This window comes from Paenibacillus sp. LS-5, from assembly GCF_056121505.1.
The window spans coordinates 117,254-141,954 of the sequence record NZ_JBWAVA010000003.1 but is presented as its reverse complement, the minus strand read 5'-3'; the positions used below and the strand labels follow the sequence as shown (position 1 = coordinate 141,954).

Genomic DNA, 24,701 nt, shown 5'->3' with positions numbered 1-24,701 from the left:
TTTTGTGTCGGAAAATGACGAATAATGTAAGAAATATCACATATAAAAACATTGAACCATGGTCTGTAATAATGTTACGCTGGAACAAGGACAAACGGACTGGAGCTGAAAGGAATGTCACAACCCATCGATCCGCTGGTAGAACGGTTGGGATTATCCATGTGGAAGGTACAACGGAAAATCACATCACAAATGTCTTTGCACAAAGAAATCGGACTTACCGTACCGCAATTTGGCCTGCTTCGTATGATTGCCCAGGAGCAGAATGCCCGGGTGATCCAGCTTGCGGACAAAATGGAGGTCAAGTCCAGTGCGGTTACCGTAATGCTTGATCGTCTGGAGCTGCTGGGCCTTAGTGTTCGCGATCAGGATGAACAAGACCGCAGAGCCGTCATTGTCACCCTTACAGCCAAGGGGGAAAAACTGCTGGAGGAAGCGAGATACCGCTCCTTACTGCTGCTAAGCGAACACTTAGCCATATTGAATCCGGAGGAGCTGCAGAATTTTGCTGACTATTATCTGATGCTGGAACAGCAGGAACGCTGACCTCAGTAGGGCAGACAATACCGCTCCCGATAACAAAATATCGCCGACCTCTATAATGTCAAAAAAAAGCCGTGCTCCGGATTTCCGGGGCACGGCTTTTACAGCATTATATTATTCTGCAGACTTTACTTTGTCCGGGAGCTGCATGACATAGCTGTCCGACAGCTGGCGCAGGCGAAGCGCACGGTTGTACTCATCTTCTGTTCCGGCAGGGGATTTGTTTCCTGAGGCCAGAGTGAACTGTGTATTATCCTCAAAGCTGTTGCCGGGGATCAGCAGACCGGAGCTGGCGATAAAGGATCCGGTAGGCAGATAATAACGCTGCGGCAGCAGGTTGTAGGACTGGCTTGTCATGTCCTGGCCGAAGTGAATATTATCGTCCATGGATACGCCCAGCAGACTGGCAGCGGTTGGCATGATATCCACTTCACCGCCAACATGGTCTAGTGTTTGCGGCCGAATCGTCCCCTCATCATGGACGATAAGAGGGATATTGAGCATATCCGCATATTCGTAATCATGACCGTAAATTTCTGTCATTAACTCCTTGTCATCATGATCCAGTGAGTAGATCGGCAATCCCATGTGATCTCCATAGACCATGATCAGGCTGTTATCCCATACACCATTTGCCTTAAGCTCATCCACAAACTGTCCAAAAGCATAGTCTGCATAATTCTGGGACCGGACATAATCTCCGACGAACGTGCCTTCATAGCGTTCCGGCAGCTTCATCTTGTACTTTTCCTCAGGAATCGTGAACGGATGATGGGCGGACATCGAAATGACCTGTGCGTAGAAAGGCTGGGTGTCTGCATCCATTTCCTTCAGCTTATCTGAGGTCTTGCGGTAGAGTGTCTCGTCAGAAGGCCCGAAGAAGAAGGTGTCCTCATCCCCGAAGAACTTATGGTCGTAATAGTGTTCCCACCCGAGTGCACTGTATAGCTCACCGCGGTTCCAGAACTCCACATCGTTGGTATGGAAGGTTGCGGTCTGATAGCCGCTATTCTGCAGCAGGCGCGGAAGGCTGGGCAGCTCTTTGTCAACATAAGCCATAGTCGCCGCACCCTGCGGCGGAATATAGAAGGAAGAGTTCACTACAAATTCGGCATCCGAGGTATTCCCTTGTCCGACCATTTGATAGAAGTTAGGGAAATACAGGCTATTCTCCATCAGACGGTTCAGGTTCGGTGTAATCTCTTGTCCGTCTACCTTAAGCCCAAGCAGAAAGCTCTGGAACGATTCCAGTTGAATAATAATGAGATTCTTGCCTTTGGCTATGCCTTGAAACGGTGAAGCTGCAGCAGTGTCGATTCCCTTCAGCTTGTTGATCGCATCCTGGGTGATTTCACTGGCATTCACGAGCTCAGGTCTGTCTTTGGCAAAAATCGTATACGCCTCATAATTCAGAATGCCCATCTCCTGCGCCTTCTTGATCTCATTCATGCTGGCCTTGTTGGGCAGGATATTGAACAGGCAGAGGGCCAGTGAGACTGCAAACAGAATACTGTGCGTTAGTTTTCCGTTACGGTGATTAATGTTATCCTTCTTGTAGGTCCGGCCCTTCTTGTTAATAAAGAAATAGAAGCCCAGAACGATGATGTCGGCAAAGATCAGGAGATAATACGGATCCATGAGCGAGAATACGCTGTTGCGTACAGCGGTAACCTGATTAACCTGCTCCGCCGCATGGTAAGTAACGATAACACCGTAATATTTGAAGTACATAATGGCGGCAAAAAAGATAGCGGTGACAAGAAGATTGACCGTCATATAATAGCCAAGCTTCCGTTTGGAAGCGAAACGTTCAATCAGGGCAAAAAGAGCCCATACAAACGGAATTTCTGTTAAGAGTGTTTTCCAGGGGACCAAATCTCCAAAGATTACGCCCCAGGCGAGAAAACTCTTCAGGATAAAAAGGATGGAAAAAAATACGAATGGTTTGATCAGCCATCGTTTCATGTTTTGGGATGACACAGCTTCGCCTTCTTTCTGCATAATAAACACTCATTCCCGGCTAGGAGGAAGTAGCGCAAGACAAATGAATTCCATTATCAATAGACCTAATTATGCAGCGCAGGCCGACGATTGTCAAAAATAAGAAATGCCGTATAACTGCATGGTAAAGTGTAATTTGAAACGCTCCCTTGTGAAGCCGGGAATATTAACTATTAATGACGGTATACCGGGGGAAAAGGACGGAAATGGCCTCTTTTGCAAAAAAAAGGCCCGGTTATCAGTGAAGGAGGAAGGTACATGGACGGTCCAGAGGTATTTCTGTCGGTAAGAACGCTGGTGGAATATGCTTTCAGTAGCGGGAGCCTGGAACCGGGTTTCAGGAGCGGTGCTGCGATGGCTGAGGGTACGCGTATTCACCAGCAAATTCAGAAGCAATATAAAGAAGGAGACCGCAAAGAGGTCTACCTCAAGACGGAGATTCCTTATGAGGACCTTCTATTCATTATTGATGGGCGCTGTGACGGTCTGTTAGCCGGAGAAGATGGGAGCCTGATTTTAGAGGAGATCAAATCCATAGCCGGACCTCTGGATTCCACCCATGAGGGGAGGGAAGTTCATTGGGCGCAGGCGCTAATGTATGCCTATATGATTGTGCTTGAGCAGGAACTTCCTTCTATTGAAGTGAAGCTCACCTATGTTCTTAGGGGCAGTGATGAACAGATCAGCCTGTACAGAAAGGCCACCCGTGAAGAACTTGATGCTTTTGCTGCTGACACGGTAGCCCGGTATGCACCCTATGCGAAACTGAGGATACGCCATGGGACACGGAGAGATGAGAGTATCCGGAGCTTGTCCTTTCCCTTCCCGGACTATCGTCAGGGTCAGCGGAATTTCGCTGCCGCAGTATATAAGACGGCTGTTGAAGGTGTAAATCTGTTCGCCCAGGCACCCACAGGCATCGGAAAAACAATGTCAACCCTCTTCCCGGCGGTAAAAGCAATGGGTGAGGGGATCGTCTCGTCGCTCTTCTATTTGACTGCCAAGACGGTGACCCGGTTTGCAGCGCAGGAAGCGGTCCTGCTGCTGGTATCCAGCGGCCTTCATCTGCATGCAATTACGCTGACGGCCAAGGAGAAAGCTTGCTTCCAGGAGGAATGCGGGCAGGAGGTCTGCCCTTTTGCCGAGGGGTATTATGACCGGGTGAATGCAGCGCTACTGGAGATGCTGGAGCATGAAACCCTGATGACACAGGAGATTATCGCCGGATATGCCCGTAGACATAAGGTGTGTCCGTTTGAGTTCTCACTGGATGCGGCTTATGCCTGTGATATGGTCATTTGCGATTACAACTATATCTATGATCCCCGGATCAGCCTGAAGCGGCTGCCGGAGGATCGGAAGAAGAAGACGCTGCTGCTGGTGGATGAGGCTCATAATCTCGTCGACCGGGGCAGGGAAATGTTCTCTGCTTCGCTAACCAAGGCGCCGTTTCTGAGCCTGCAGCGGCAGTATAAGACGGTAAACCGCAAGCTTGGGGCCGCATCCAAGGCGGTGAATGGTTTCTTCATTGCGCTGCGCAAAAGCTTCAATGAAGAGGGAGGCGGACAATGGGCAGAATATCCTGAGGAACTGCCCGTGCTGCTGGAGGCTTTTGCCGCTGAAGCGGAACTGGAGCTGCTGAGTCCATCCTCTCTGCTCCTCACCGAGCAGGATGAAGAGGAAGGTGGTCTGCTCGACACTTATTATGCAGTTCAGGGCATGCTGCGCACCTTCAAGACCTATGATGAACGATATATCACTTACGCCGAGGTAAGGCGCGGTGATGTATTCCTGAAGCTGTTCAATCTGGACCCCTCACATCTACTGCAGCAGATGGCAAAAGGCTTTCGTAGTCAGGTTCTCTTCTCTGCAACACTCTCGCCTATGTCCTATTACCGGGACATGATTGGTTCGGCGGAGGGGGATTACAGCCTGAGAGTGGCTTCCCCGTTTCATCAAGAACAGTGGGAAGTGTCAGTGCTTCCGGTATCCACCCGCTATCATGACCGACCCCGTTCCCTGGTGCCGCTAAGTGATGCGTTACGGGGGATGGTGGCAAGAAAGGGGAATTACCTTGTGTTTTTTCCTTCCTATGCTTACTTGCAGAACGTCTTCGAGGTGTTCACGGACAAGTACCCTGAGATCACAACCCTGGTGCAGGGCAGCGGGATGAGTGAGCAGGCGAGGGAGGAGTTCCTCTCTTCTTTCCGTCCGGACAACCCGGATACACTGCTTGGCTTCGCGGTGCTTGGTGGGATATTCTCGGAGGGGGTCGATTTGCCTGGAGACCGCCTGAACGGTGTGATGATTGTCGGTGTCGGGTTGCCGCAGGTGGGGCTGGAGCGTAATTTGCTGCGCGGTTATTTTCAGTCCCAAGGCAAGAACGGGTTTGACTATGCGTATGTCTATCCAGGCATGTGCAAGGTGCAGCAGGCAGGCGGACGGCTGATCCGAAGTGAGAGTGACAGCGGGATTATCGTGCTGGCGGATGACCGTTTTCTGCAGCAGCCTTATGCGGACCTGCTGCCTGAGGAGTGGAGGGATTATACTATCCAGGTCTAAACGGGTATAATCTATGAAAAGGCATTCATCCAAAATTTCAGGAGGTAAACTGATGACACTTCATATAGGAATTGTAGGAACAGGCTGGTTCTCCAAGGTGCATGCGGACTTGCTGGCGGGAATGGAGGATGTAAAGCTCCAGGCGATCTGCGGCAGTACTAAGCAAAAAGGCGAAGAGATGGCTCAAGCCTACAGTGCTGAAGGATATGGGGAAATTACAGAAATGCTGGACGCACACAAGCTGGACGCGGTTTATATCTGTGTGCCTCCGCAGTCTCATGGAACGATAGAGCGGGCCCTGATCCGCAGGGATATCCCTTTTTTCGTGGAGAAACCTCTGGGCTCAAGTACAGAGATTCCAGCAAGCCTGCTGCAGGATATTAAGGAGCATGGACTCTTGACTTCGGTTGGATACCATTTCCGTTATCAGGAGAATATTGCACGGCTGAAGCAATCCCTCAGCGGTGACAAGGTGGGGATGATTGTCGGGCAATGGATGGGCGGCATGCCCGGAGTAGCCTGGTGGCGCAATCAGGAGCAATCCGGCGGGCAATTTACCGAGCAGACCACCCACATCGTCGATCTGCTTCGCTACCTGGGCGGAGAGGTCACGGAGGTCTATGGCATGTTCGGTAACCGCATCATGCATGAGCAGCATGAGGGCGTGACAGTAGCGGATGTCGGCACGGTATCGCTTAAGCTGGACAATGGGATTGTTGCAAATATCTCGAATACCTGTGTGTTGCCGGGTGAAGTAGGCCGGATAGGACTTAGCTTCTATAATGACAATGGAATGCTTGATTGGAATCCGGATCGTCTGCTTGAAGTCCGCAGCGGCGACAGCAAGGAGTATGCCAATTCAGGCAACCCTTATGCCTTGGAGAGCGAAGCCTTTCTGCATGCCGTCCGGACCGGCGACCGTTCGCGTATTCTTAGCGATTACGAAGACGGGTACAAGACGCTGAAGGTGACATGTGCAGCGTATGAATCAGCGCAGAGCGGACGGCCGATGAAGCTGTAAATGTACAAAAAAGAGACCTGACCACTCTGTAGAGTGGTCAGGTCTTGTGGCCCAAGCCGGGGCGGCCTAGTGGAGGAAAACCGCGAGGAGAGCAGGCGCAAGTCCTATAGAGAACAGCGCCGTCAGAATCATCGCGATACTGGAGATGGTGCCGGTCAGCGAACTCAGCTCGAAAGCCTTGGAGGTGCCCGTACCGTGCGCGGCGGTTCCCAGCGATACACCGCGCGCTATTTCGTTGTCAATGCGGAAGAGGCGAAGGACAGAAGGCCCCATCAGTGTACCCAGTACACCGGTCAGAATCACGAAGACTGCCGTAATACTGGGAACGCCGCCGATGCTTTGCGAGATACTCATGGCGATCGGTGTAGTCACCGAACGAGGTACCAGACTGGTGGCCAGATCGCCGCTTAGATGCAGCCATTTGGCCAGCAGCATCGAGGAGAGCACGGCCATAACCGTTCCTGACAGCACGCCTGCCGCAATCTCGGCGGCGTGCTTTTTGAGTACCTTGAAATTTTTATGAAGAGGGATTGCAAAGGCGACGGTTGCCGGCTGCAGCAGATCCGTAAGCCATTTGCCTCCCGCATTGTAGGATTCATAGGGAATTCCCGTCATCAGCAGGAAGCTGATAATCAGCAGTGGCGTAATGATGAGCGGGGAAGCATACATTTTGCTGCTGGAAGCGTAGATCCGCTTTGCCAGCAGGTACACAGCGACAGTCAGTGCAAGCAGGAGCAGTCCAGTCATCATGAGCCTCTACGCTCCTTTACTTTAAATATTGCACCCGTCAGCAACCCTGAGCTGGCCATTACGGCAAAGGTGCCGACTAGCACAACTGCCAGTACTTGAAGGCCGTCTGCTTCGAGCAGTTTCGAATAATTCATTACTCCTATTGCCGAAGGGATAAAGAACAGCAGCAATTCGGCAAGCAGCCAGGAAGCGCCAACTTCTACCCAGTTCAGACGGATCATACCGGATTCCAGCAGCGCGAACAAAAGGATCATGCCGATGATGCTTCCGGGAATGGGAATATGGAGATATGGGGTGAGGGAATTGACCATCATTGAAAATAAGGTGAGTCCGGCTATCTGCAGCAAGCCTATACCGAGCTTTTTCATAAGGCTTCGCTCCTTTCAAAACGACATCCGCCTCTTGCAGAGGACAGCGAATGTTTTTCTTGTTACTGAAAGTTTACATCCTTTTCTTTCATAGGTAAAATGAATAGATTGAATACGTGACATTCCTTTTGTCTATACATGGAGGCGATAAAATATGGATATCCGGCAACTGCAGTATTTCGTCCAGGTGGCCAGGTTGAACAGCTTCTCCAAAGCGGCAGAATCGCTGTACATCTCCCAGCCCACCATTAGCAAAATGATCCGGGGAATGGAGCTCGAGCTAGGAGCGGATCTCTTTTACCGTGAAGGAAAAAGCATTCGTCTGACAGATGCTGGAGAGATCCTGCTGGCTAAAGCCCAGAATATTGTGGAATCGTTCGAGAACCTGTCATCGGAGCTGGATAGTCTGCGCAATCTGAAGAAGGGACATATCCGGATCGGTCTGCCGCCCATGGTGGGTGCAAGCTTCTTCCCGGCAGTTATCGGGGAATTTCACCGCCGCTACCCGGATGTCACCATCCGCCTGCATGAGGATGGTGCCAAAAAGGTAGAGGATGATGTGGAGACCGGGCTGCTGGATATCGGTGCGATTGTTCTGCCGGTGAATACAGCGATATTCCACTGTTTCACCTTCGTGGAGGAGAAGCTGGAGCTCTTAGTGGCTGCAGGCCACCGCCTGGCTGGGGCTGCCTCCGTGCAGCTCCGGGAACTGGCTGATGAGGAATTTGTGCTGTTCCGGGAGGATTTCGCGCTGCATGACCGGATTATTACGGAGTGCGTAAAGGTGGGCTTTCAGCCAAAGGTTGTCTACGAGAGCTCACAATGGGATTTGATCAGCCGGATGGTGGAAGCGGGAATGGGCATTGCTCTGCTGCCGGAGACCATTTGCCGGGACATGGACCGCACAAGGATTTCAGTGGTTCCTCTGACGGAGCCTGTGATTCCCTGGCAACTGGGCATGATCTGGCGGCGAGACCGTTATTTGTCCTTTGCGGCACGCGAATGGATCCATTTTGCCATGGGTGTCCTGGGAGAGCGCTATCTTCCGCCCGGGGAGTCCGGACGTTCTGAACTTTGAACATTTCATTTGTGTGATGATCGACATATTTTTCTTTTTTTTCAAAATATGTTTTTTGGCATCATGAATTATGATAAGGGAGAAGTTGATAGAGAGAAGGTGAGTAACTGTGAACCTTTACCAGAATTCTCCGGCTGAGTATGGAAAAGAGTATAGAGAAGATGAGTTGTTTATTACTATAGAGAGTCTTAGGTGTGAATTGCTCGAGGTTGCACAGGAGCGTAGTCTCAGTGACCGCACAGTCCTGGAGCTCAGCCAACGGCTGGACGGGTATATTGTACTGGCCCAGAACAAAATGATGGAGAGTCTACGCAGCCGCAAGAACGCTGGGTCCACCTTCGGAAACAACACCAACAGCCCGAGAATACGTAACAAAGCAGCGTTGCAGCAATAGCTTGTCTCCGGTAAAAAGCTGACTAAAGTGAATGGCCCCATTTTGTTGGGGTCATTTTGTTGTGCTTTCTATAAGCTTCACCTATAATGTCAATTAATAGAAGCTTCATCTTGAAATTGACGGAGGAGGTGCCGGGTGGAGGCGAAATTGAAGACCATACGCTCCGAAATAGAGAAGCATCTGTCCCGCTCGGGCCATAATCTTGCTTCGTTTGCCAAGGTTTCCGGTCTGAACCGCGGAAGTCTCAGTGCGATTCTGCACGGTAATCCGCCCAAACCGATGTCACTGGGGCAACTGGACGCGGTCACCAGAGCTTTCGGATTTCCTGAAGGCTGGCTGTATCCGCTCTATGTGGATGAATGCTTTATTGAGGAACGGATTTCCCGAAGAAGAATTGAACCCTTTTTGATCCGCTGTGCAGAAATCGGCAAAATGCATTGTGTTGAAGATGTCCTGAACCGGATTATGGAGTACCCAAGGCCGCTGGATATCCTGTACTCCGTGGCTGAGAAGCTGTATGTTAACGAGAAGGTTCAGGAATCACTGGTTTTTTACCGGATTATCGTAGATAACGAGCTGGATAGCTATTCCGAACGTATGGCTATTTGCCAATATCGTATATTCAAGTCGCTAGAATCGGTAGTGGATAAAGAGGAACAACTGCGTGCGGTCATTACCTTCGAGCCTTATCGGGGGCGGCTTCCGGAGAATATGCAGCTCGATGGACTGCTGAAGCTGGCTAACGTCTGTTTCACACTCCATAAGTGGAAGGACGTAGAGAAGTACGCCGACGAATTGCGGGCGCTGGCCAACGGGATTTATAGGGAACAGATAAACAAAAAGAGCAGCCGGCGGAGTGAGGACCTCGATTTATTCAGGCCGCTAGTAATGTATTATGGTCAGGGCTATTTAATTAAAGCCACCGCACTCACCAAGCTGGAAAAGTATGAGGAAGCCAAGAAATATACTGCTGGATATGCCGATCTGAGCTGGTTCGAAGGTCTTGATGATGAGGGATGGAATGTTGTGAAAGGTTTCACCCTTTTTGCCGTAGCCAACCATTTTACACTGGAAATGATGATAGGCAATGAAAAGGCTTTGCCCGCATACATTACCTTCCTGGCAGATAACCCAGGTGAGATATTGCCCGGACTTGTTGTTATTGTTGAGGCGGCTAACCGGTATGGGTTCTCAATAGAAAAGGTGCTCGCACAGTTCTCACGGGAGATGGTGCGCTTTGAACAATTCATGGACCCTATAAATATTGATCGTTTATTTCGCCTTCGTTATCAAATTTCGATGTACCTTCTGACTCGTGGACAGTATAATCAAGGGGTGGACTATATTCTGCAGTCGCTTCAATTGGCCATCCGGCTGAATGGTCCTAACAGCATACTAGATTGTGTAACGTTATTTGAGACGTACAGGGATTATGCTACTGATCAGCAGCAAAAGAAGTATAGGGAAACCATAAAGGAGCTGAGGCAAAATGAAGAAGTCACTGTTAACGGCGTTCGGCATTCTGGCATTATTTAGCATCATAATTATTGGACAACCAGTTGAAGCAAGCCATGGTGGAGGATTTACAACATTAGAGCACGGAATAGGCGTTAACTAAAAGCATACTAAATCAATGGCTTCATTTTCCCTCGCTTAACAGGCGGGGGAATTTTTATGTTCACTTGCGGTATTTAGCAGCGTTCTTTATTCCGTAATAATTGATAACGCATTCATGAATTGACAAAGTGCTGAACCGAAAATATAATTAGGTAACCTAATTAGTATAGTGTTTAATAATTTTGTTACCTAATTAAATGTGAGGTGGAAGCATTGGGATAAATTCTGAAAATCCAGTCGCGCACAAGCTTTTTGCCGCACTCCGGCAGTTGCGTAAGACACATTGGCAGCACACGGTAGAGGGCCATAAGCCAAGTGAGATGACTTTATTAATATGTATAGCCAAAAGATCGCATGAAGATGCCGAAGGATTGAAGGTTTCCGAAATCAGCCGGTTCTTGGGACTCACTCCTCCAACTGTCACACAGCTGATTAACAGTCTTGAGGCCAAGCAAATGGTGGAACGAATGCCGGATGCAACCGATAGGAGAGTCGTACGGATCAAGCTGACCGATCAGGGTAAAAGGATTACCTGCAGGGCAAAAGATCATATGAACGAGACGCTCAACCACCTGGTGGAGTACCTCGGCGAAGATGAGAGTAACCAATTGGCGGAGCTGCTGATGAAGGTGCGCCAATTCGTCCAGGACAATCCGCCGCCCAATTTGGACCGGTTACAAATGAACGGAGATGAGAAACTTGATTAAATTAATGAAACAATTGAAGCCCTTTAAGCTGGCTATCGCAGCCGTGCTGATTCTTGTATTCCTGCAATCGATGGGTGATCTGTATCTCCCTACCCTGATGAGCGATATTGTAGACAAAGGGATTGTACACGGGGACCGCAGCTATATTTGGAGAATCGGCGGTTTCATGCTGCTCGTTGCCGCTGGCGGAGCTATATGCTCGATCATAGCCAGTTATCTGTCAGCTAGAGTCGCCGCCGGATTCGGCAAGAATACCCGTTCACGGATGTTCAATCATGTGGAGAATTTCACTCTGCATGAATTTGACAAGCTGGGAACAGCATCGCTGATTACACGTACTACCAATGATATTACACAAGTACAAACCGTACTTACAATGATGCTCCGCATGATGATCGGTGCACCGATGATGATGATCGGCGGGATCATCATGGCCGTATCGGAGGATGCCAAGCTGTCCCTGATTTTTGTGGTCGTCATTCCACTGCTGGTGGGTGCGATTCTCTTCATAGGGATGAAGGGGCTGCCGCTCTTCAAACAGATTCAGGTCAAGCTGGACAAATTGAACCGTGTGCTGCGCGAGCATCTGACCGGTATCCGCGTTATCCGTTCCTTCAACCGGATCAATCATGAGAACGAACGCTTCACGGAAGCCAACAAGGATCTCACGGATACGGCTATCAAAGTGAATAAAATCATGGCAGGTCTGATGCCGCTGATGATGATTGTCATGAACTTCTCGATGATTGCCATTCTGTATTACGGCGGCATCCGGATCGGCGACGGAGATTTGCAGGTCGGGTCGCTTATGGCCTTTATTCAATATGCGATGCAGATCATGTTCTCCCTGATCATGGTATCCATGATGTTCGTGCTGATTCCCCGCGCATCTGCTTCCGCGCTACGTATCAACGAGGTGCTGGATATGCAGCCTGAAATTACAGATCCAACCGCCGGCCAGCTTCAAACCACGGCTACAGCGACCCGCCAGGACGGCCGCGATGGCATGCATGGTTTTGTAGAGTTCGATAACGTGTCGTTCTCCTATCCGGGCGCCGAACAGCCAGCACTCTCAGGCATCAGCTTCAGTGCGAAGCCCGGTGAGATTACGGCGATTATCGGTGGTACAGGTTCAGGTAAATCTACTCTGCTCAGCCTCATCCCGCGTTTCTACGATGTTGACACAGGTGCAGTACGGGTGGATGGAGTGGATGTACGCGAGATGACACAAGAGGAACTGCGGAGCAAGATTGGCTATATCCCGCAAAAGGCAGTACTGTTCACGGGTTCTATTAATGAGAATATCCGCTATGGCAAAGAAGACGCTACGGAAGAAGAAATCATCCATGCGTCCAAGGTGGCCCAGGCTTTCGATTTCATCTCTGCCATGAAAGACGGCTTCCAATCGGAAATATCCCAAGGTGGCGGCAACGTCTCCGGCGGCCAGAAGCAGCGTCTCTCGATTGCGCGTGCACTGGTAAGAAAACCTGAGATTTATCTGTTCGATGACAGTTTCTCTGCGCTTGACTTCAAGACCGATGCCAAGCTGCGGGCCGCGCTCAAAGGCGAGACTACAGAGTCGACTGTTGTGATTGTAGCCCAGCGGGTCAGCACGGTCATGGATGCCGACCGGATCATTGTGCTTGATGATGGCCAGATTGCCGGCATGGGCACACACCGGGAGCTGATGGACAATAGTGAAGTGTACCGCGAGATTGTATCCTCGCAGCTGTCAGAGGAGGAAATAGCATGAGTGAAGAGAACACACAGAGTAAGGCAGCTTCGGCTCCGCGCCGGCAAGGCGGTTTTGGTGGCGGGCGCGGTCATGGTGGCCCGGGTGGCCCTGGCATGGGGCTTCCCCCTGAAAAGGCCAAGGATTTTAAAGGGACGCTGCGCCGTCTGATCCGCTATCTCCGGCCGCGGCAGATGCAGCTTATTATCGTATTTGTTATGGCTATTGCAAGTACGGTATTCAGTATTTTCAGTCCTAAGATAATGGGTAAAGCAACGACCAAACTGTTCGAAGGCGCTTATGGCAAGATGATGGGCGTGCCGGGTGCTGAGATTGATTTTGGCTATATTAATGATATTCTGATTATTCTGGCCGGCCTGTACCTGTTCAGCGCATTGTTCAGCTATGTACAGCAGTATGTGATGTCCGGTGTGGCGCAAAAGGTTGTTTTTGATATGCGTGAGCAGATCAACAGCAAGCTCGAACGTTTGCCGCTGAAATATTTTGATTCCAGGACCCACGGGGAAATTCTGAGCCGCGCGACTAATGACGTGGACAATATCAGCACTACCCTGCAGCAGAGCTTGACGCAGCTTATTACGGCTATCGTGACGATTATCGGGGTCATTATCATGATGCTGACCATCAGTCCTTGGCTTACCCTGATCACCATAATCACCTTACCGCTGAGTTTTGTAGTTATCATGGGCATCAGCAAACGTTCACAGACCTACTTCATCGGCCAGCAGAAATCTTTAGGCCAGCTGAACGGGCATGTGGAGGAAATGTACACCGGTCACCGCATCGTCAAGGCTTTTGGCCGCGAGAAGCACTCGCTGGGCGAATTTAATAAAATCAATGACTCGCTCTATGACTCCGGCTGGCGGGCACAGTTCATCTCCGGTATTATCATGCCGCTGATGATGTTCATCGGGAATTTGGGTTATGTGCTGGTCTGTGTAGTCGGCGGTATTTTTGTCACCAAGAAAGTCATCGATGTCGGGGATATTCAGGCTTTTATCCAATATTCGCGCCAGTTCACCATGCCGGTTACCCAAACGGCTAACATTGCTAACATTATCCAATCTACCATTGCTTCCGCAGAACGTGTATTTGAGCTTTTGGATGAAGAAGAGGAAATTCCGGAAGTCACTACCTCCCTGGCGAAACGTCCTGTGGATGCAGAAGAGGGTTCGGTTGAATTCCGTCACGTGAAATTTGGCTACAAAGAAGATGCAATTCTTATTGAGGATATGAATATTGAGGTCAGCCCCGGACAGACCATTGCTATTGTAGGACCTACCGGTGCCGGCAAAACCACGCTGATTAACCTGCTCATGCGGTTCTATGAAATCAGCGGCGGAGAGATCATCATTGACGGTGTCAATATTACCAATATGAAGCGCAGTGAGCTGCGCAGCAAATTCGGTATGGTGCTTCAGGATACATGGCTGTTCAACGGGACCATCAGCGAGAATATCGCATATGGACGCGAAGGGGCTACGGAGGCCGATGTGGTGCGGGCCGCCAAGGCCGCGCATGCAGATCACTTTATCCGCACGCTGCCGCTGGGTTATAACACCATCCTGAACGAAGAAGCGTCTAATATCTCTCAGGGGCAGAAGCAGCTGCTGACCATTGCCCGGGCAATTTTGGCCGATCCTTCTATCCTGATTCTTGATGAAGCGACAAGCAGCGTCGATACACGGACCGAAGTGCAAATTCAGAAAGCAATGAATACGCTGATGAAAGGCAGAACGAGCTTTGTTATCGCCCACCGTCTGTCCACCATCCGTGACGCCGATCTGATCCTTGTGATGAATCACGGCAGTGTTATTGAAAAAGGTACTCATGTGGAGCTGCTGGAAGCAGGCGGGTTCTACGCCGATCTGTATAACAGCCAGTTCTCCGATGAAGGTCTGCCGGATGTAGGCTAAGCAGCACTCTAATATACGCAGGTAATATCTTATGTTGCGGCGGTTGCCGCGTGAAAAGCTCCTCTGTTCCGGCAGGCTAAGCCTTGCTGTGAATGGGGAGTTTTTTGCTATGCACACAAATGGCACAATACAGGTGATTCAGCACAGGTCAATCGGTAAAGTATAAAGAATATAGGCTATATATATATGGATGGTATGATCTTTTGAAAAAAAAGGTTTGATTAAAATTTTGAGGGTATATATGATAAGGATATAAAAATGACCCGCGGTTCATTTTGAAATCGATGGGTACGAAGAGAGGATGAAAGGAATGTCAGGCTACGGAAAATGGGTGGCAGGCAGCAAGACCAAATGGATCACTCTTATTGTCTGGATTGCGGTCATAGGAGCGCTCACCATGTTATGGCCTTCTGTGAACTCACAGGAGCTGAACAATGTATCGAACCTGCCTGAGAACTCGCAATCGGTGCGTGCGTCTGTGGTAGCAGAACGGGAATTCCCGACTGGCAGCGGCGTTCCTGCTTTACTTGTATGGCATAGGGAAGGCGGAATGTCCGAGGAAGATCTGGTACATATCACTGCTGTCTACAGCAAGCTTGAGCAGCAGCCGTTGGAACATCAGAACTATGTTCCGCCACTGGGGCAGCTGCCGCCGCAGGCGCTAAAGGCTTCGTTATCCGAGGATGGCAGCACACTGGTCACACCTGTCCTGTTTGATAAGACGGCTGACAGTGATCAGCTCGGTGAAGCTTTAACGGAATTGAAAAAGATTATATCCACAGAAACAGGCGGCGATCCTGTCAAGGCGACGACAGACAGTAAGGATCTCAGCCTTCGGGTAACCGGGCCGGTAGGGATTTCTGTTGATGCTACAGGACTGTTTCAGAACGCTGACGTCTCCCTGCTGATCGCAACCGTTGTGCTGGTGCTAGTGTTCCTGCTGCTAATTTACCGTTCGCCGATTCTGGCCTTGATCCCATTAATAGCGGTGGGCTTTGCTTATGGAGTTACCAGTCCAGTGCTCGGTAAAATGGCCCAGGAGGGCTGGATCACCGTAGATTCCCAGGCGATCTCCATAATGACTGTACTGCTGTTCGGTGCGGGTACAGACTATTGCCTGTTCCTGATTTCCCGGTTCCGTCAGATGCTGAAGGTTGAAGAACATAAGGGTCATGCGCTGCTACGTGCGATCACCCATTCTTCCGGTGCCATTGCCATGAGCGGATTTACCGTGGTGCTTGCGCTGTTTGCACTGCTGCTGGCCAAATACGGTGCGTACCACCGGTTTGCGGTTCCGTTCAGCGTCTCCATTCTGATTATGGGGATTGCGAGCCTGACGCTGGTGCCTGCTCTTCTGGCTATTTTTGGCCGGGCCTCCTTCTTCCCGTTCATTCCGCGTACTCCGCAGATGGAAGCCGCCCGGGCCAAAGCCAAAGGCAAACCGGCGCCGCAGCCCAATCCAACACGCAAAAGAGGGATCGGTGACCTCGTCATTTCCCGTCCATGGGCGATTGTTGGCATAACAGTGGTCCTTCTGGGCGTACTCGCCTCTTTTTCCAGCGGGATCAAGTTTACTTATGATATTCTCTCGTCCTTTCCGAAGGACATGGAATCGCGTCAAGGCTTTGACCTGATCGGCAAGCAGTTCTCCCCTGGTGAGCTGGCTCCGGCCAAGCTGATGATTGATACACAGGGTAAGGTGAACGGGGAGGATATCAAAGTTGTCCTTAGCGGCATTTCGTATATCGATAAGGTGTCCGATCCGCAGCAAGGGGCAGTCAACAAGAATATCCTTGGCTATGATATTGAATTCAAGAGCAATCCGTATTCCCTGGAAACCATGAATCATATCCCTGCGCTGCAGGCATCCACACAGCAGGCCCTGACTGAATCCGGTCTGGACAATGCCGGGGATAGTGTATGGATCAGCGGGCAGACAGCTACGCAATACGATACTAAGGAAATTGGCGAGCGGGATACCGATCTGATTATTCCTGTTGTCATCGGGATGATCACCATCCTGCTGTTAATCTATCTGCGGTCTTTGGTAGCGACGGTTTATCTGGTGGCCACCGTAATCCTGTCTTTCTTCTCTGCGCTTGGGCTGGGCTGGATTATTATTCATTATGTTATGGGGGCAGACGCCATCCAGGGTTCGATCCCGCTATATTCCTTCGTGTTCCTGGTTGCGCTGGGCGAGGACTATAACATTTTCATGATCTCGAACATCTGGAAAAAGCGTAAGGTAATGCCGCTGAAGCAAGCCATCGCCGAAGGCGTTAATGAGACCGGATCGGTTATCACCTCCGCCGGGCTCATTCTGGCCGGAACCTTTGCCGTGCTCGCCAGCCTGCCAATTCAAGTACTGGTGCAGTTCGGCATCATCACCGCTATTGGGGTGCTGCTGGATACCTTTGTAGTCCGTCCATTCCTGGTGCCGGCGATTACGGTACTCTTGGGCCGCTGGTCCTTCTGGCCGGGCAAGCATAAGGAGCTGGATCGGGCTCTGTCTGTGAGTGAAGATTGATAAGGAGCAGTATCACAATAGGAATGGTATTGGAGAGCCTTAGGTAAGGAGTCTCCCGTAGTTTCCCATACTACTGGATGCAAAATAGGGATGCCCAGTTGAACCGTTATAGGTCAACTGGGCATCCCTTTTTAATTAGTGGAAAGCCACCAACGGCAGAAATGCCGTTGGTGGGCGTGCCGCCGGATGCTACTGCGCCTTGAGCAGCATGCCCGCGCTCCTAGCATCGTCCGTAGGCCTACTCACCCGGCGTACGGCTGAACAGCAACTCGTATTTGTCGAGCGAGGCTGCGATAATATTCTCATTCTTGCCGGCACCGCGGTGGGACTCGCGGAAGGCCGGGCTGGAGGTCCAGCCCTTGAGGGCGTCCTCATCCTCCCAAGTAGTACATATTTTCAGTTCTTCCACGCCGTCCTTGGGAGCGCCTTGCCATACCTCCAGACGGATGAAACCAGGCATGTCCTGTACGCCATTGGTTTGGCCAAAACGGCTGGCCAGGCCATCTCCGTTGCCTTCTTTTACCTGAATGGTATTCGTTACTACGATCATGTCCAGTCCTCCTTCATAGGCTGTGTCTCTCATTTATTGAGGATTAGTAGTCCATAATCCTGCAGTTTTCAGGAAGACGCGGTCGGGCAGCTTCAAGGCGGCCAGCGTAAGCTCGGCCACATCCTCAGGCTGCATCATCCGGTCCTCGTCGCCGATCTTCAGGCCGGCATTCTCCGCCAGGCCGGTATTAACGGTGCTTGGAGTGAGTGCAACCACACGGATGTTGTGCTTGCGCACTTCCTGTGCCAGCGACTCAGTCATGCCCATGAGCGCGAACTTGGAGGCGCAGTAGGCTGAGCCGGTAGCAAAGCCGCGTTCTCCGGCTGTGGAGGAGATGTTAATGATATTGCCGCTGCTGCGCTCAATCATGGCAGGCAGAGCTGCCCGGGTTACATAGTAACTGCCGAAAAGGTTGATCTGCATATGACGTTCCCAATCTGCAGGGTCCATCTCCAATAAAGTTCCGAACTTGGCGATTCCGGCATTGTTGATTAGCGCATCGAACGCGCCAAGGTCATTCTGCAGGGCAACTACAGCCCGTTCCGCTTCCTCACGGACAGCGATGTCTGCCACTGCAATGCTTACCTTTACATCATACACTTCGGTCAGTGCTGACTTCAGCGCCTCCAGATCAGCCGCAGTTCTGGAGATCAGACCCAGATTTGCACCTTCTTTGGCCAGTGCCATAGCCAGAGCTTTGCCGATCCCTTTGCCGGCGCCTGTAATGACAATACTTTTTCCTCTCAAATCCATAACCTAACGTCACGCTCCTTTGCGATACTTATTAATGAGACAACTATTCAGCTCCCATTATACCCGAGCGCGAAAGGAGAATCACGCCGCAGGTAGGAGGGGTAGAGGCTGCAGCTTATTCTTCAGCTTCCAGCCTGTTGAGCGGAAGGGTAGCCGGACCTTCCAGCACCTCTCCTTCATAAGAGAAGCGGGAACCGTGGCAAGGGCAGTCCCAGGAGCGTTCCCCCTCGTTCCACTCGGTTTCACAGCCCATATGGGTGCAGGTCCTGTCCACCAGATGCAGATGCCCTTCAGGATCACGGTAGGCCCCGACGCGCTTCCCGTCATGAAAGACGACTGCGCCTTGATCCGCCTTCAGATCCTGTGTCTTCTTGTGCACAATTTCTACCTTGCCGGCGACTAGTTCCTTAGCGACATTGGCGTTCTGGACAATGAAATTCTTGATCGAAGGCCGGGCTTTGAAGCGCGAAGGGTCATATAGTTCTGTATATCGATTGCTGCGCTTCTGAATACCGTCCGAAATCAGGTGTGCTGCCAGCGTCCCGGTGGTCATACCCCATTTACGGAAGCCGGTGGCGATATAGATTTCCTCATCCTCGGCGGTTTTGCCGATATAAGGTACACGGTCCAGAGTGACAAGGTCCTGGGTCGACCAACGGAAGGGAATACCCCGAATGCCCAATAGTTCCCCGGCGAATTTCTCCAGATTCTCATAGTGGCCGAATGTGCAGATGCCCTGTCCGGTTTTGTGACTGTCACCGCCGACAATGACGAGTTTTTTGCCATTCCATTCCACTGCACGCAGCGAGCGGGCTGGGGTTCCTGCGCTTAAATACATTCCCCCCTCATAATCGGTTTCCGGATCCACAGCCAGACAGTAGGAACGTTCCGCATGCAGACGTGAGAAATATAGGGCTCCGCCGTCATAAAAAGGAAAGTGGGAAGCGGACACGGCATGTCTGCAGTGGATTGCATGCTTCCCGCCTTCCGTATGCAGTGTAAGCATGCCGCCGTTTTTGTCCACTTGCTCACCAATCATTGTATGCTCATAGATGATCCCGCCTTTATCCACAATAACGTCCAGTAGTCCCTTAAGGTAGTGGAGCGGATGAAAGCGAGCTTGTCCCGGTAGCTTGAGGGCACCATCGACCATCAGGGGAAGCGAAATATGCTCCTGCCACTCGCCTGGAATTCCAATCTTGCGATAAGCCTCGTACTCGGCCTCCAGTTGCTTCAGCGTTTTCTCATCGTCTTTATCTGCATAGAGGTAAGCTGCTTCCGGTGTAAGGCCGCAAGACAATTGCAGTTCTTCCGCCGTCTGTCTCATCCATTCCAAGGCCTCGCTGTTGGACTGGAAATAGAGCCGGGCCGCTTCTTCCCCAAAATCCTTGACCAGATCGTGATAGATCAGTCCGTGCTGTGCAGTGATTTTGGCTGTGGTAAAACCCGTAGTGCCAGCAAAGAGTTCACCTGCTTCCAGCAGCGTCACCTTATACCCTGCTTGGGTCAGCAGATAGGCCGTTGTAATCCCGGTAATTCCGCCGCCGACAATGGCGACATCTGTATCATGATTTTCAGCCAGGCGTGGAAAGGAAGGGATCTCACTGCTGGCTCTCCAGAAGGATTGCGGGAATTGCGGAAGACTCTGTGAGAACTGGGGTGTACTGTTCATCTTATTCTCCTCCATATTCATTTCCTCCATCACTATAAGACTCATCTCATTTATTACCACACTCCCGCCAAAAGAAACCCGGAAAGAGAAGCTGGAGGACTAATGGTACTCCGTGGGGGATTTCTGCCTGCTGCCCTTTTCGGATTGACTATGGTACCTGCTGGATTTATACTTGATCTAAAAATAAACTAGAGGATGATAAAGATGAAAACCCTGAATCTGACCTCCCAGCGTCAAGCCGTGTATGATATAGTCCGGAGTTCACATGATCACCCTACCGCTGCAGAAGTAATGAACCGGCTGGTGGAGCAGGGCCACAATCTCGCCTATGGAACCGTATATAACTCTTTGCGCTATCTGTCGGACAAACAGATGATCCGCGAACTGAAGCTGGGCGAAGCCGCCAGCCGATATGATGCCCGGCTCGATGATCACCAGCATATCCTCTGCGAGGTATGCGGAGCCGTGGATGAGGTCATGACCCAGGTTCCGCAGGAGTGGATTGGCGAGGTTAGTGAGGAGACGGGATATTCGATTACCCATGCACATGTGGTGTTTGGAGGCGTATGCCCATCCTGCAGTAGCAAAAAGGTCAAACGGCCTTGAACTGAGGACTTGAATTAAGAAACAGTCCCGGAAAATGAAATGCATATATAAGAAAAGACCGTTTTCATGAAACGGTCTTTTTGTTGCGTTTATATGAAAATTCTACAAATAAGTATGATAATACTGAAGAGTTGGCAAAGAAAAAAGGGTTTAATGGGCCGATATATAATTATATATTAAGTTGAAGCAAAAGTCGTACTTAAGAACTAAAAGAGAGAGAGTGTGAGCAAGCATATGAAAATCAAGTCCCGTTTTACAATCCGTATGAAGCTGATTATCACATATCTGCTTGTCCTTCTGGTGCCGAGCATTATTATAGGTTGGCAAACCTATGATTCGGCCAGCAGCAAAGTGGAAGGCCAGCTTATAGACAATGCCACGGAAAGTGTGGCGGTGGTGAATGAGATCGTTAACGCAAATATTCAATCCAAAATAAATGATATTGAGTATTTTTCCAAGCAGATTTCTTCCGCAGATCTAAATGGAGAACTGTCTCAAGACAAAAGCGCTGCGATTAAAGACAGATTGAAAGAGTATGTAGTCCTTCATCCAGATGTACTGGATATTTATGTTGCAACTAGCCGGGCAAAGATGGTGCATGCCGCCGACACCAATTTTCCGCAAGACTATGATCCGCGAACGGAAAATGCTTATGTCAATGCGCTGAAGCACGGCAAGGGAGCTGTGATTTCACCGGCTTTCCTGACAGTTAATAATGAAACGGCAGTGGCGGTTTCTGCAATGCTTGAAGACGGGGGAGGGGTTATGACGCTGAACCTCAACCTGGCCGAATTAGCGGATCTGACCAATATTAAGGTCGGGCAGCAAGGCTACATTTTCATTATCGACAGCAGCAAAAAGTTTCTCGTACATCCCACAGAAGCTATCGGGAAGGAATCGTCGCTTGATTTTGTGAAGGTGATGTTTGAAGGGGAGGGCGGTTCATTTGATTATACCTACAAGGACGCTCCCAAAAAGATGACCTATCAGGTCAACGAGCTGACAGGCTGGAGAATCGGAGGTACCATCAGCAAAAATGAGGTCACTGCTGCCACGAGCGGGATTCGTGATAAGGCTCTGATCGTAATCTCTATCTCGGTGCTGCTCGCCATGGTGCTGATCTATTTCAATGTATCCTCCATCTTGAAGCCGCTGATTCGTCTGCGCAAAGCAACGGAGATCATTGCCCAAGGCGACCTTTCGGAGGATATTGGGGAGTTTCATAGAGATGAAATCGGCCTTCTGGCGAATAACTTCCGTTCCATGGTGGTAAATCTGCGCGAGATGATTATCAGTGTGCAGGAGATGACTGACAATGTATCTGCCTCCGCGGAAGAGCTGACTGCCGGAGCGGAACAGACAACGAAGGCCATTGAGCATGTAACGATAGCGATTCAGGAAGTAGCCGCAGGCACAGAGCGTCAGGTGAATAGTGTGCATAAAGGAACTGAGAGTACTGCTGCAACCGCAAACGAAGTGGCACAAATCTCCGGGTTCATGGAGCAGGTATCGGCGATGATGGATAAAACCTCGCTGTCTGCAGCAGAGGGGAATGACTCCGTAATAAGCGTGGTAGACAAAATTAACGGCATTCATGAAACGGTGGAGGCGCTTAGCGGTGTGATCGACAAGCTGAATGACCGTACCGGCCAGATTGACGGGATTGTCGGTGTGATTACCGGCATTGCACGCCAGACCAATCTACTTGCACTCAATGCTTCTATAGAAGCCGCCCGGGCCGGTGAGCAGGGCAGAGGCTTCGCCGTTGTGGCATCCGAGGTCCGCAAGCTGGCCGAGGAATCGGAGCAGTCGGCGCAGCGGATTGCAGAGCAGATTTCTTCCATTAATACAGAGATGCAGCAGGCAACGGTGACGGTAGAGGATGCCCGCAGCAAGGTGTCGGAGGGGATTCTGGCGGTGGATTCAACAGGGCGTTCCTTTTCCCGCATCCGCAGAGCGGTTAAGGGAGCGGCAGAGAAGATTGAAGCCATGGAAGGAGCCGTTGACACGCTTACAGCAGAAGCTGTCAGCATGCAGGCAGCCATTAGTGAGATTCAAGAGATCTCCCAGGAGGCAGCCGGCAATACAGAGACGATTTCTGCAGCTGCCGAGGAGCAGTTAGCTTCGGTGGAGGAGATCGCGTCTTCATCGGCTGATCTTAGTCATCTGGCGGAGGAATTGCAGAAGCTCGTGGGACGTTTTAAGCTGTATTCTACAAAACCGTAAGCTTAGAATAGCGTTGCATCTTTTCTTTTTCTACCCTTTCCAAGTATACTGATAAGCAATAATGTGTGGGCTTATGAGGGGGAAAGGGATATGGGAGAGCAATTGCAGGGGATTACCGTGGCCCTTGCGGGTCCGCGTAAGGCTGAAGAAATGGCCAAGCTGGTGCAGAATATGGGCGGCACAGCATTACACCGGCCTGCACAAGGTACCGTGTTTCTGGATGATGAGGCGCTGCGGGAGGGAATCACAGCCTGGACCGACCATCCGCCGGATCTGGCTATTCTAACGACAGGGATGGGACTAGAAGCTCTGTTTGATATGGCAGCGCAAATGAAGCTAGAGGATCGCTTCCTTGAGGTTCTCTCCGCAGCACCGATAGCGGCAAGGGGCTACAAGACCGTTAATGCGCTGAAGAAGCGGGGACTCCAGCCTGAAGTACGCGATGATGACGGTAGTACTGCTGGAGTAATCCGGGGTCTCGAAGACTGGGATCTGCGCGGCAAACGAGTTGTACTCCAGCTGCATGGTGATCCAGCCCCTCATCTGGTGGCCTGGTTGAAGGATGCAGGAGCCTCTGTTCTTCAGGTAGAGCCTTATCGCCATACACCGCCTGAGCCGGGGGCGCTCGCCCTTCTATTTGACGATATTACTACAGGAAGAGTTGACGCTGTAGCCTTCACTAGCGCTCCGCAATTCCGTTTTCTGGCCGGGTATGCCAGAGAGCAGGGCAAGCTGCCGGAGCTCGTGCGGGCTTTTGAAGACAAGGTACTGGCTGTTTCTGTAGGCCGGATTACCTCGGAATCCCTGAAAGAAGAGGGAATAACGCGAATTGTGATGCCTGAGCATGAACGTATGGGCAGCATGTTTGTGGAGCTTGGTAAATACATCGCAGGACAACGCTAATAATAAGACAACTACAGATACAGAAAGAAGGAGGAGGCCCCCTATGGACAAGAGAAAATGTCTGCTGTTGGGTGACTATACCCATCCCCGTTTCCATCCGCTGCAGGGTGTGGATAAACAAGTTAGTGATATTCTGAATGATCTGCTGATTGTTCAGTGTTCGGAGAATAAAAAGCTGCTGCTCAGCGAGCATCTGGCCGGTTATGATCTATGCATCGCATATAATGAATTATGGAATGAGACGGTATCTCCACAGCAGACTGCCGGTCTGCTGAGCTATGTGAGCGGCGGCGGCGGACTGATCGTTCTGCATACAGGTATTTCACTGGCCAAGCGCAATGAGCTGGCACAGCTGATCGGCGGCAGATTTACCGGGCATCCGCCTTATGCTCCGCTGAACTTCAAAGTGCTGGAGCATGATATTACCGAGGGTATTGAAGATTTCCAGCTCGATGAGGAGCCATACACCTTCGATTTCGATCCGTTTACAGATAAGACTATATTGCTCGAATATGAAGCGGAAGGTGAAATGCGGCCTGCGGCCTGGTGCCATAGCTTTGGACTTGGGCGGGTGGTTTTTCTGATGCCCGGGCATCATGAGCCTTCCTTCACCCATCCTGCAATCCGCCAGCTGATCCTCCGGGCAGCCACCTGGGCAGCGCGGATTCCCGTTAATGAACCTGCAAACAGGCTTCAGCAGCCCTGAATTTTGTGAAATGGCCCGCTAAAGGGTATACTTTATCCATAACTGGAA

Annotated in this window: 20 protein-coding genes; 14 read left to right on the top strand and 6 right to left on the bottom strand. The window is 50.8% G+C overall.

The genetic code is table 11. The features are described 5' to 3' along the window. Positions 1 to 114: 114 nt before the first annotated feature. Positions 115 to 546, top strand: a complete 432-nt coding sequence (locus AC0MA3_RS06210; protein WP_474655519.1) for a MarR family winged helix-turn-helix transcriptional regulator — start codon at positions 115 to 117, stop codon at positions 544 to 546. 111 nt (positions 547 to 657) lie between these two features. Here AC0MA3_RS06210 and AC0MA3_RS06205 read toward each other — a convergent pair whose 3' ends face one another. After that, positions 658 to 2,544, bottom strand: coding sequence for an LTA synthase family protein (locus AC0MA3_RS06205; protein ID WP_474655518.1), 1,887 nt, complete (start codon positions 2,542 to 2,544; stop codon positions 658 to 660). Between the two features lie 258 nt (positions 2,545 to 2,802). Here AC0MA3_RS06205 and AC0MA3_RS06200 point away from each other — a divergent pair, with 258 nt between their 5' ends. Beyond that, a complete protein-coding gene (locus AC0MA3_RS06200) occupies positions 2,803 to 5,106 on the top strand; it encodes an ATP-dependent DNA helicase (RefSeq protein WP_474655517.1) in 2,304 nt (767 codons plus the stop codon). A 52-nt stretch (positions 5,107 to 5,158) separates the two neighbouring features. Further along, a complete protein-coding gene (locus AC0MA3_RS06195) occupies positions 5,159 to 6,127 on the top strand; it encodes a Gfo/Idh/MocA family protein (protein ID WP_474655516.1) in 969 nt (322 codons plus the stop codon). Positions 6,128 to 6,193: 66 nt separating this feature from the next. Here AC0MA3_RS06195 and AC0MA3_RS06190 read toward each other — a convergent pair whose 3' ends face one another. Next, positions 6,194 to 6,874 carry a CidB/LrgB family autolysis modulator gene (locus AC0MA3_RS06190; RefSeq protein ID WP_474655735.1) on the bottom strand — a complete coding sequence of 227 codons (681 nt, stop codon included), beginning with the start codon at positions 6,872 to 6,874 and terminating at the stop codon, positions 6,194 to 6,196. Then, complete coding sequence (locus AC0MA3_RS06185) at positions 6,874 to 7,245, bottom strand: CidA/LrgA family protein (protein ID WP_379156910.1); 372 nt, start codon at positions 7,243 to 7,245, stop codon at positions 6,874 to 6,876. Before AC0MA3_RS06185 ends, AC0MA3_RS06190 begins: the two co-directional genes overlap by 1 nt. A 154-nt stretch (positions 7,246 to 7,399) precedes the next feature. Between AC0MA3_RS06185 and cidR the strand changes: the two genes are divergently transcribed. From cidR to AC0MA3_RS06150, 7 genes are all read left to right on the top strand, one after another. After that, on the top strand, positions 7,400 to 8,323 hold the full coding sequence (gene cidR, locus AC0MA3_RS06180; protein ID WP_379156913.1) for a cidABC operon transcriptional activator CidR: 924 nt from the start codon (positions 7,400 to 7,402) through the stop codon (positions 8,321 to 8,323). A gap of 109 nt (positions 8,324 to 8,432) precedes the next feature. Continuing rightward, complete coding sequence (locus AC0MA3_RS06175) at positions 8,433 to 8,717, top strand: Spo0E family sporulation regulatory protein-aspartic acid phosphatase (protein ID WP_379156916.1); 285 nt, start codon at positions 8,433 to 8,435, stop codon at positions 8,715 to 8,717. Positions 8,718 to 8,852: 135 nt separating this feature from the next. Then, a complete protein-coding gene (locus AC0MA3_RS06170; protein ID WP_474655515.1) occupies positions 8,853 to 10,253 on the top strand; it encodes a DNA-binding protein in 1,401 nt (466 codons plus the stop codon). Positions 10,254 to 10,654: 401 nt separating this feature from the next. Next, on the top strand, positions 10,655 to 11,041 hold the full coding sequence (locus AC0MA3_RS06165; RefSeq protein ID WP_474655514.1) for a MarR family winged helix-turn-helix transcriptional regulator: 387 nt from the start codon (positions 10,655 to 10,657) through the stop codon (positions 11,039 to 11,041). Next, the gene (locus tag AC0MA3_RS06160) at positions 11,034 to 12,794 is read left to right on the top strand and encodes an ABC transporter ATP-binding protein (protein ID WP_474655513.1); all 1,761 of its coding nucleotides are present in this window, start codon (positions 11,034 to 11,036) and stop codon (positions 12,792 to 12,794) included. Before AC0MA3_RS06165 ends, AC0MA3_RS06160 begins: the two co-directional genes overlap by 8 nt. After that, positions 12,791 to 14,710 carry an ABC transporter ATP-binding protein gene (locus AC0MA3_RS06155; protein ID WP_379156927.1) on the top strand — a complete coding sequence of 640 codons (1,920 nt, stop codon included), beginning with the start codon at positions 12,791 to 12,793 and terminating at the stop codon, positions 14,708 to 14,710. The genes AC0MA3_RS06160 and AC0MA3_RS06155 overlap by 4 nt, the downstream gene beginning before the upstream one ends. Positions 14,711 to 15,011: 301 nt before the next feature. Then, positions 15,012 to 17,237 carry an MMPL family transporter gene (locus AC0MA3_RS06150; RefSeq protein ID WP_379156930.1) on the top strand — a complete coding sequence of 742 codons (2,226 nt, stop codon included), beginning with the start codon at positions 15,012 to 15,014 and terminating at the stop codon, positions 17,235 to 17,237. 238 nt (positions 17,238 to 17,475) lie between these two features. Here the strand turns inward: AC0MA3_RS06150 and AC0MA3_RS06145 are convergent, their stop codons facing one another. The 3 genes from AC0MA3_RS06145 to AC0MA3_RS06135 all read right to left on the bottom strand — a co-directional run bounded on the left by AC0MA3_RS06145 (position 17,476) and on the right by AC0MA3_RS06135 (position 20,212). Next, positions 17,476 to 17,787, bottom strand: a complete 312-nt coding sequence (locus AC0MA3_RS06145; protein ID WP_474655512.1) for an antibiotic biosynthesis monooxygenase — start codon at positions 17,785 to 17,787, stop codon at positions 17,476 to 17,478. Between the two features lie 33 nt (positions 17,788 to 17,820). Next, on the bottom strand, positions 17,821 to 18,540 hold the full coding sequence (locus tag AC0MA3_RS06140) for a 3-ketoacyl-ACP reductase (protein ID WP_379156936.1): 720 nt from the start codon (positions 18,538 to 18,540) through the stop codon (positions 17,821 to 17,823). Between the two features lie 115 nt (positions 18,541 to 18,655). Then, entirely contained in the window at positions 18,656 to 20,212 is a 1,557-nt protein-coding gene (locus AC0MA3_RS06135) for an FAD-dependent oxidoreductase (protein ID WP_474655734.1), read from the bottom strand. A 204-nt stretch (positions 20,213 to 20,416) separates the two neighbouring features. Between AC0MA3_RS06135 and AC0MA3_RS06130 the strand changes: the two genes are divergently transcribed. From AC0MA3_RS06130 to AC0MA3_RS06115, 4 genes are all read left to right on the top strand, one after another. Continuing rightward, positions 20,417 to 20,818, top strand: a complete 402-nt coding sequence (locus AC0MA3_RS06130) for a Fur family transcriptional regulator (protein ID WP_474655511.1) — start codon at positions 20,417 to 20,419, stop codon at positions 20,816 to 20,818. 222 nt (positions 20,819 to 21,040) lie between these two features. Further along, the gene (locus tag AC0MA3_RS06125; protein WP_474655510.1) at positions 21,041 to 23,044 is read left to right on the top strand and encodes a methyl-accepting chemotaxis protein; all 2,004 of its coding nucleotides are present in this window, start codon (positions 21,041 to 21,043) and stop codon (positions 23,042 to 23,044) included. A gap of 90 nt (positions 23,045 to 23,134) precedes the next feature. Further along, the gene (locus AC0MA3_RS06120; protein ID WP_474655509.1) at positions 23,135 to 23,947 is read left to right on the top strand and encodes a uroporphyrinogen-III synthase; all 813 of its coding nucleotides are present in this window, start codon (positions 23,135 to 23,137) and stop codon (positions 23,945 to 23,947) included. A gap of 43 nt (positions 23,948 to 23,990) precedes the next feature. Further along, positions 23,991 to 24,653, top strand: coding sequence for a ThuA domain-containing protein (locus AC0MA3_RS06115; RefSeq protein ID WP_379156952.1), 663 nt, complete (start codon positions 23,991 to 23,993; stop codon positions 24,651 to 24,653). Positions 24,654 to 24,701 lie beyond the last annotated feature (48 nt).

Excerpts from the sequence above, each read along its gene's own strand:
- AC0MA3_RS06210 (WP_474655519.1), top strand. The coding sequence starts at position 115 with ATGTCACAACCCATCGATCCGCTGGTAGAACGGTTGGGATTATCCATG.
- AC0MA3_RS06205 (WP_474655518.1), bottom strand. The coding sequence starts at position 2,544 with ATGCAGAAAGAAGGCGAAGCTGTGTCATCCCAAAACATGAAACGATGG.
- AC0MA3_RS06200 (WP_474655517.1), top strand. The coding sequence starts at position 2,803 with ATGGACGGTCCAGAGGTATTTCTGTCGGTAAGAACGCTGGTGGAATAT.
- AC0MA3_RS06195 (WP_474655516.1), top strand. The coding sequence starts at position 5,159 with ATGACACTTCATATAGGAATTGTAGGAACAGGCTGGTTCTCCAAGGTG.
- AC0MA3_RS06190 (WP_474655735.1), bottom strand. The coding sequence starts at position 6,874 with ATGACTGGACTGCTCCTGCTTGCACTGACTGTCGCTGTGTACCTGCTG.
- AC0MA3_RS06185 (WP_379156910.1), bottom strand. The coding sequence starts at position 7,245 with ATGAAAAAGCTCGGTATAGGCTTGCTGCAGATAGCCGGACTCACCTTA.
- cidR (WP_379156913.1), top strand. The coding sequence starts at position 7,400 with ATGGATATCCGGCAACTGCAGTATTTCGTCCAGGTGGCCAGGTTGAAC.
- AC0MA3_RS06165 (WP_474655514.1), top strand. The coding sequence starts at position 10,655 with ATGACTTTATTAATATGTATAGCCAAAAGATCGCATGAAGATGCCGAA.
- AC0MA3_RS06155 (WP_379156927.1), top strand. The coding sequence starts at position 12,791 with ATGAGTGAAGAGAACACACAGAGTAAGGCAGCTTCGGCTCCGCGCCGG.
- AC0MA3_RS06150 (WP_379156930.1), top strand. The coding sequence starts at position 15,012 with ATGAAAGGAATGTCAGGCTACGGAAAATGGGTGGCAGGCAGCAAGACC.
- AC0MA3_RS06145 (WP_474655512.1), bottom strand. The coding sequence starts at position 17,787 with ATGATCGTAGTAACGAATACCATTCAGGTAAAAGAAGGCAACGGAGAT.
- AC0MA3_RS06140 (WP_379156936.1), bottom strand. The coding sequence starts at position 18,540 with ATGGATTTGAGAGGAAAAAGTATTGTCATTACAGGCGCCGGCAAAGGG.
- AC0MA3_RS06135 (WP_474655734.1), bottom strand. The coding sequence starts at position 20,212 with ATGAACAGTACACCCCAGTTCTCACAGAGTCTTCCGCAATTCCCGCAA.
- AC0MA3_RS06130 (WP_474655511.1), top strand. The coding sequence starts at position 20,417 with ATGAAAACCCTGAATCTGACCTCCCAGCGTCAAGCCGTGTATGATATA.
- AC0MA3_RS06120 (WP_474655509.1), top strand. The coding sequence starts at position 23,135 with ATGGGAGAGCAATTGCAGGGGATTACCGTGGCCCTTGCGGGTCCGCGT.
- AC0MA3_RS06115 (WP_379156952.1), top strand. The coding sequence starts at position 23,991 with ATGGACAAGAGAAAATGTCTGCTGTTGGGTGACTATACCCATCCCCGT.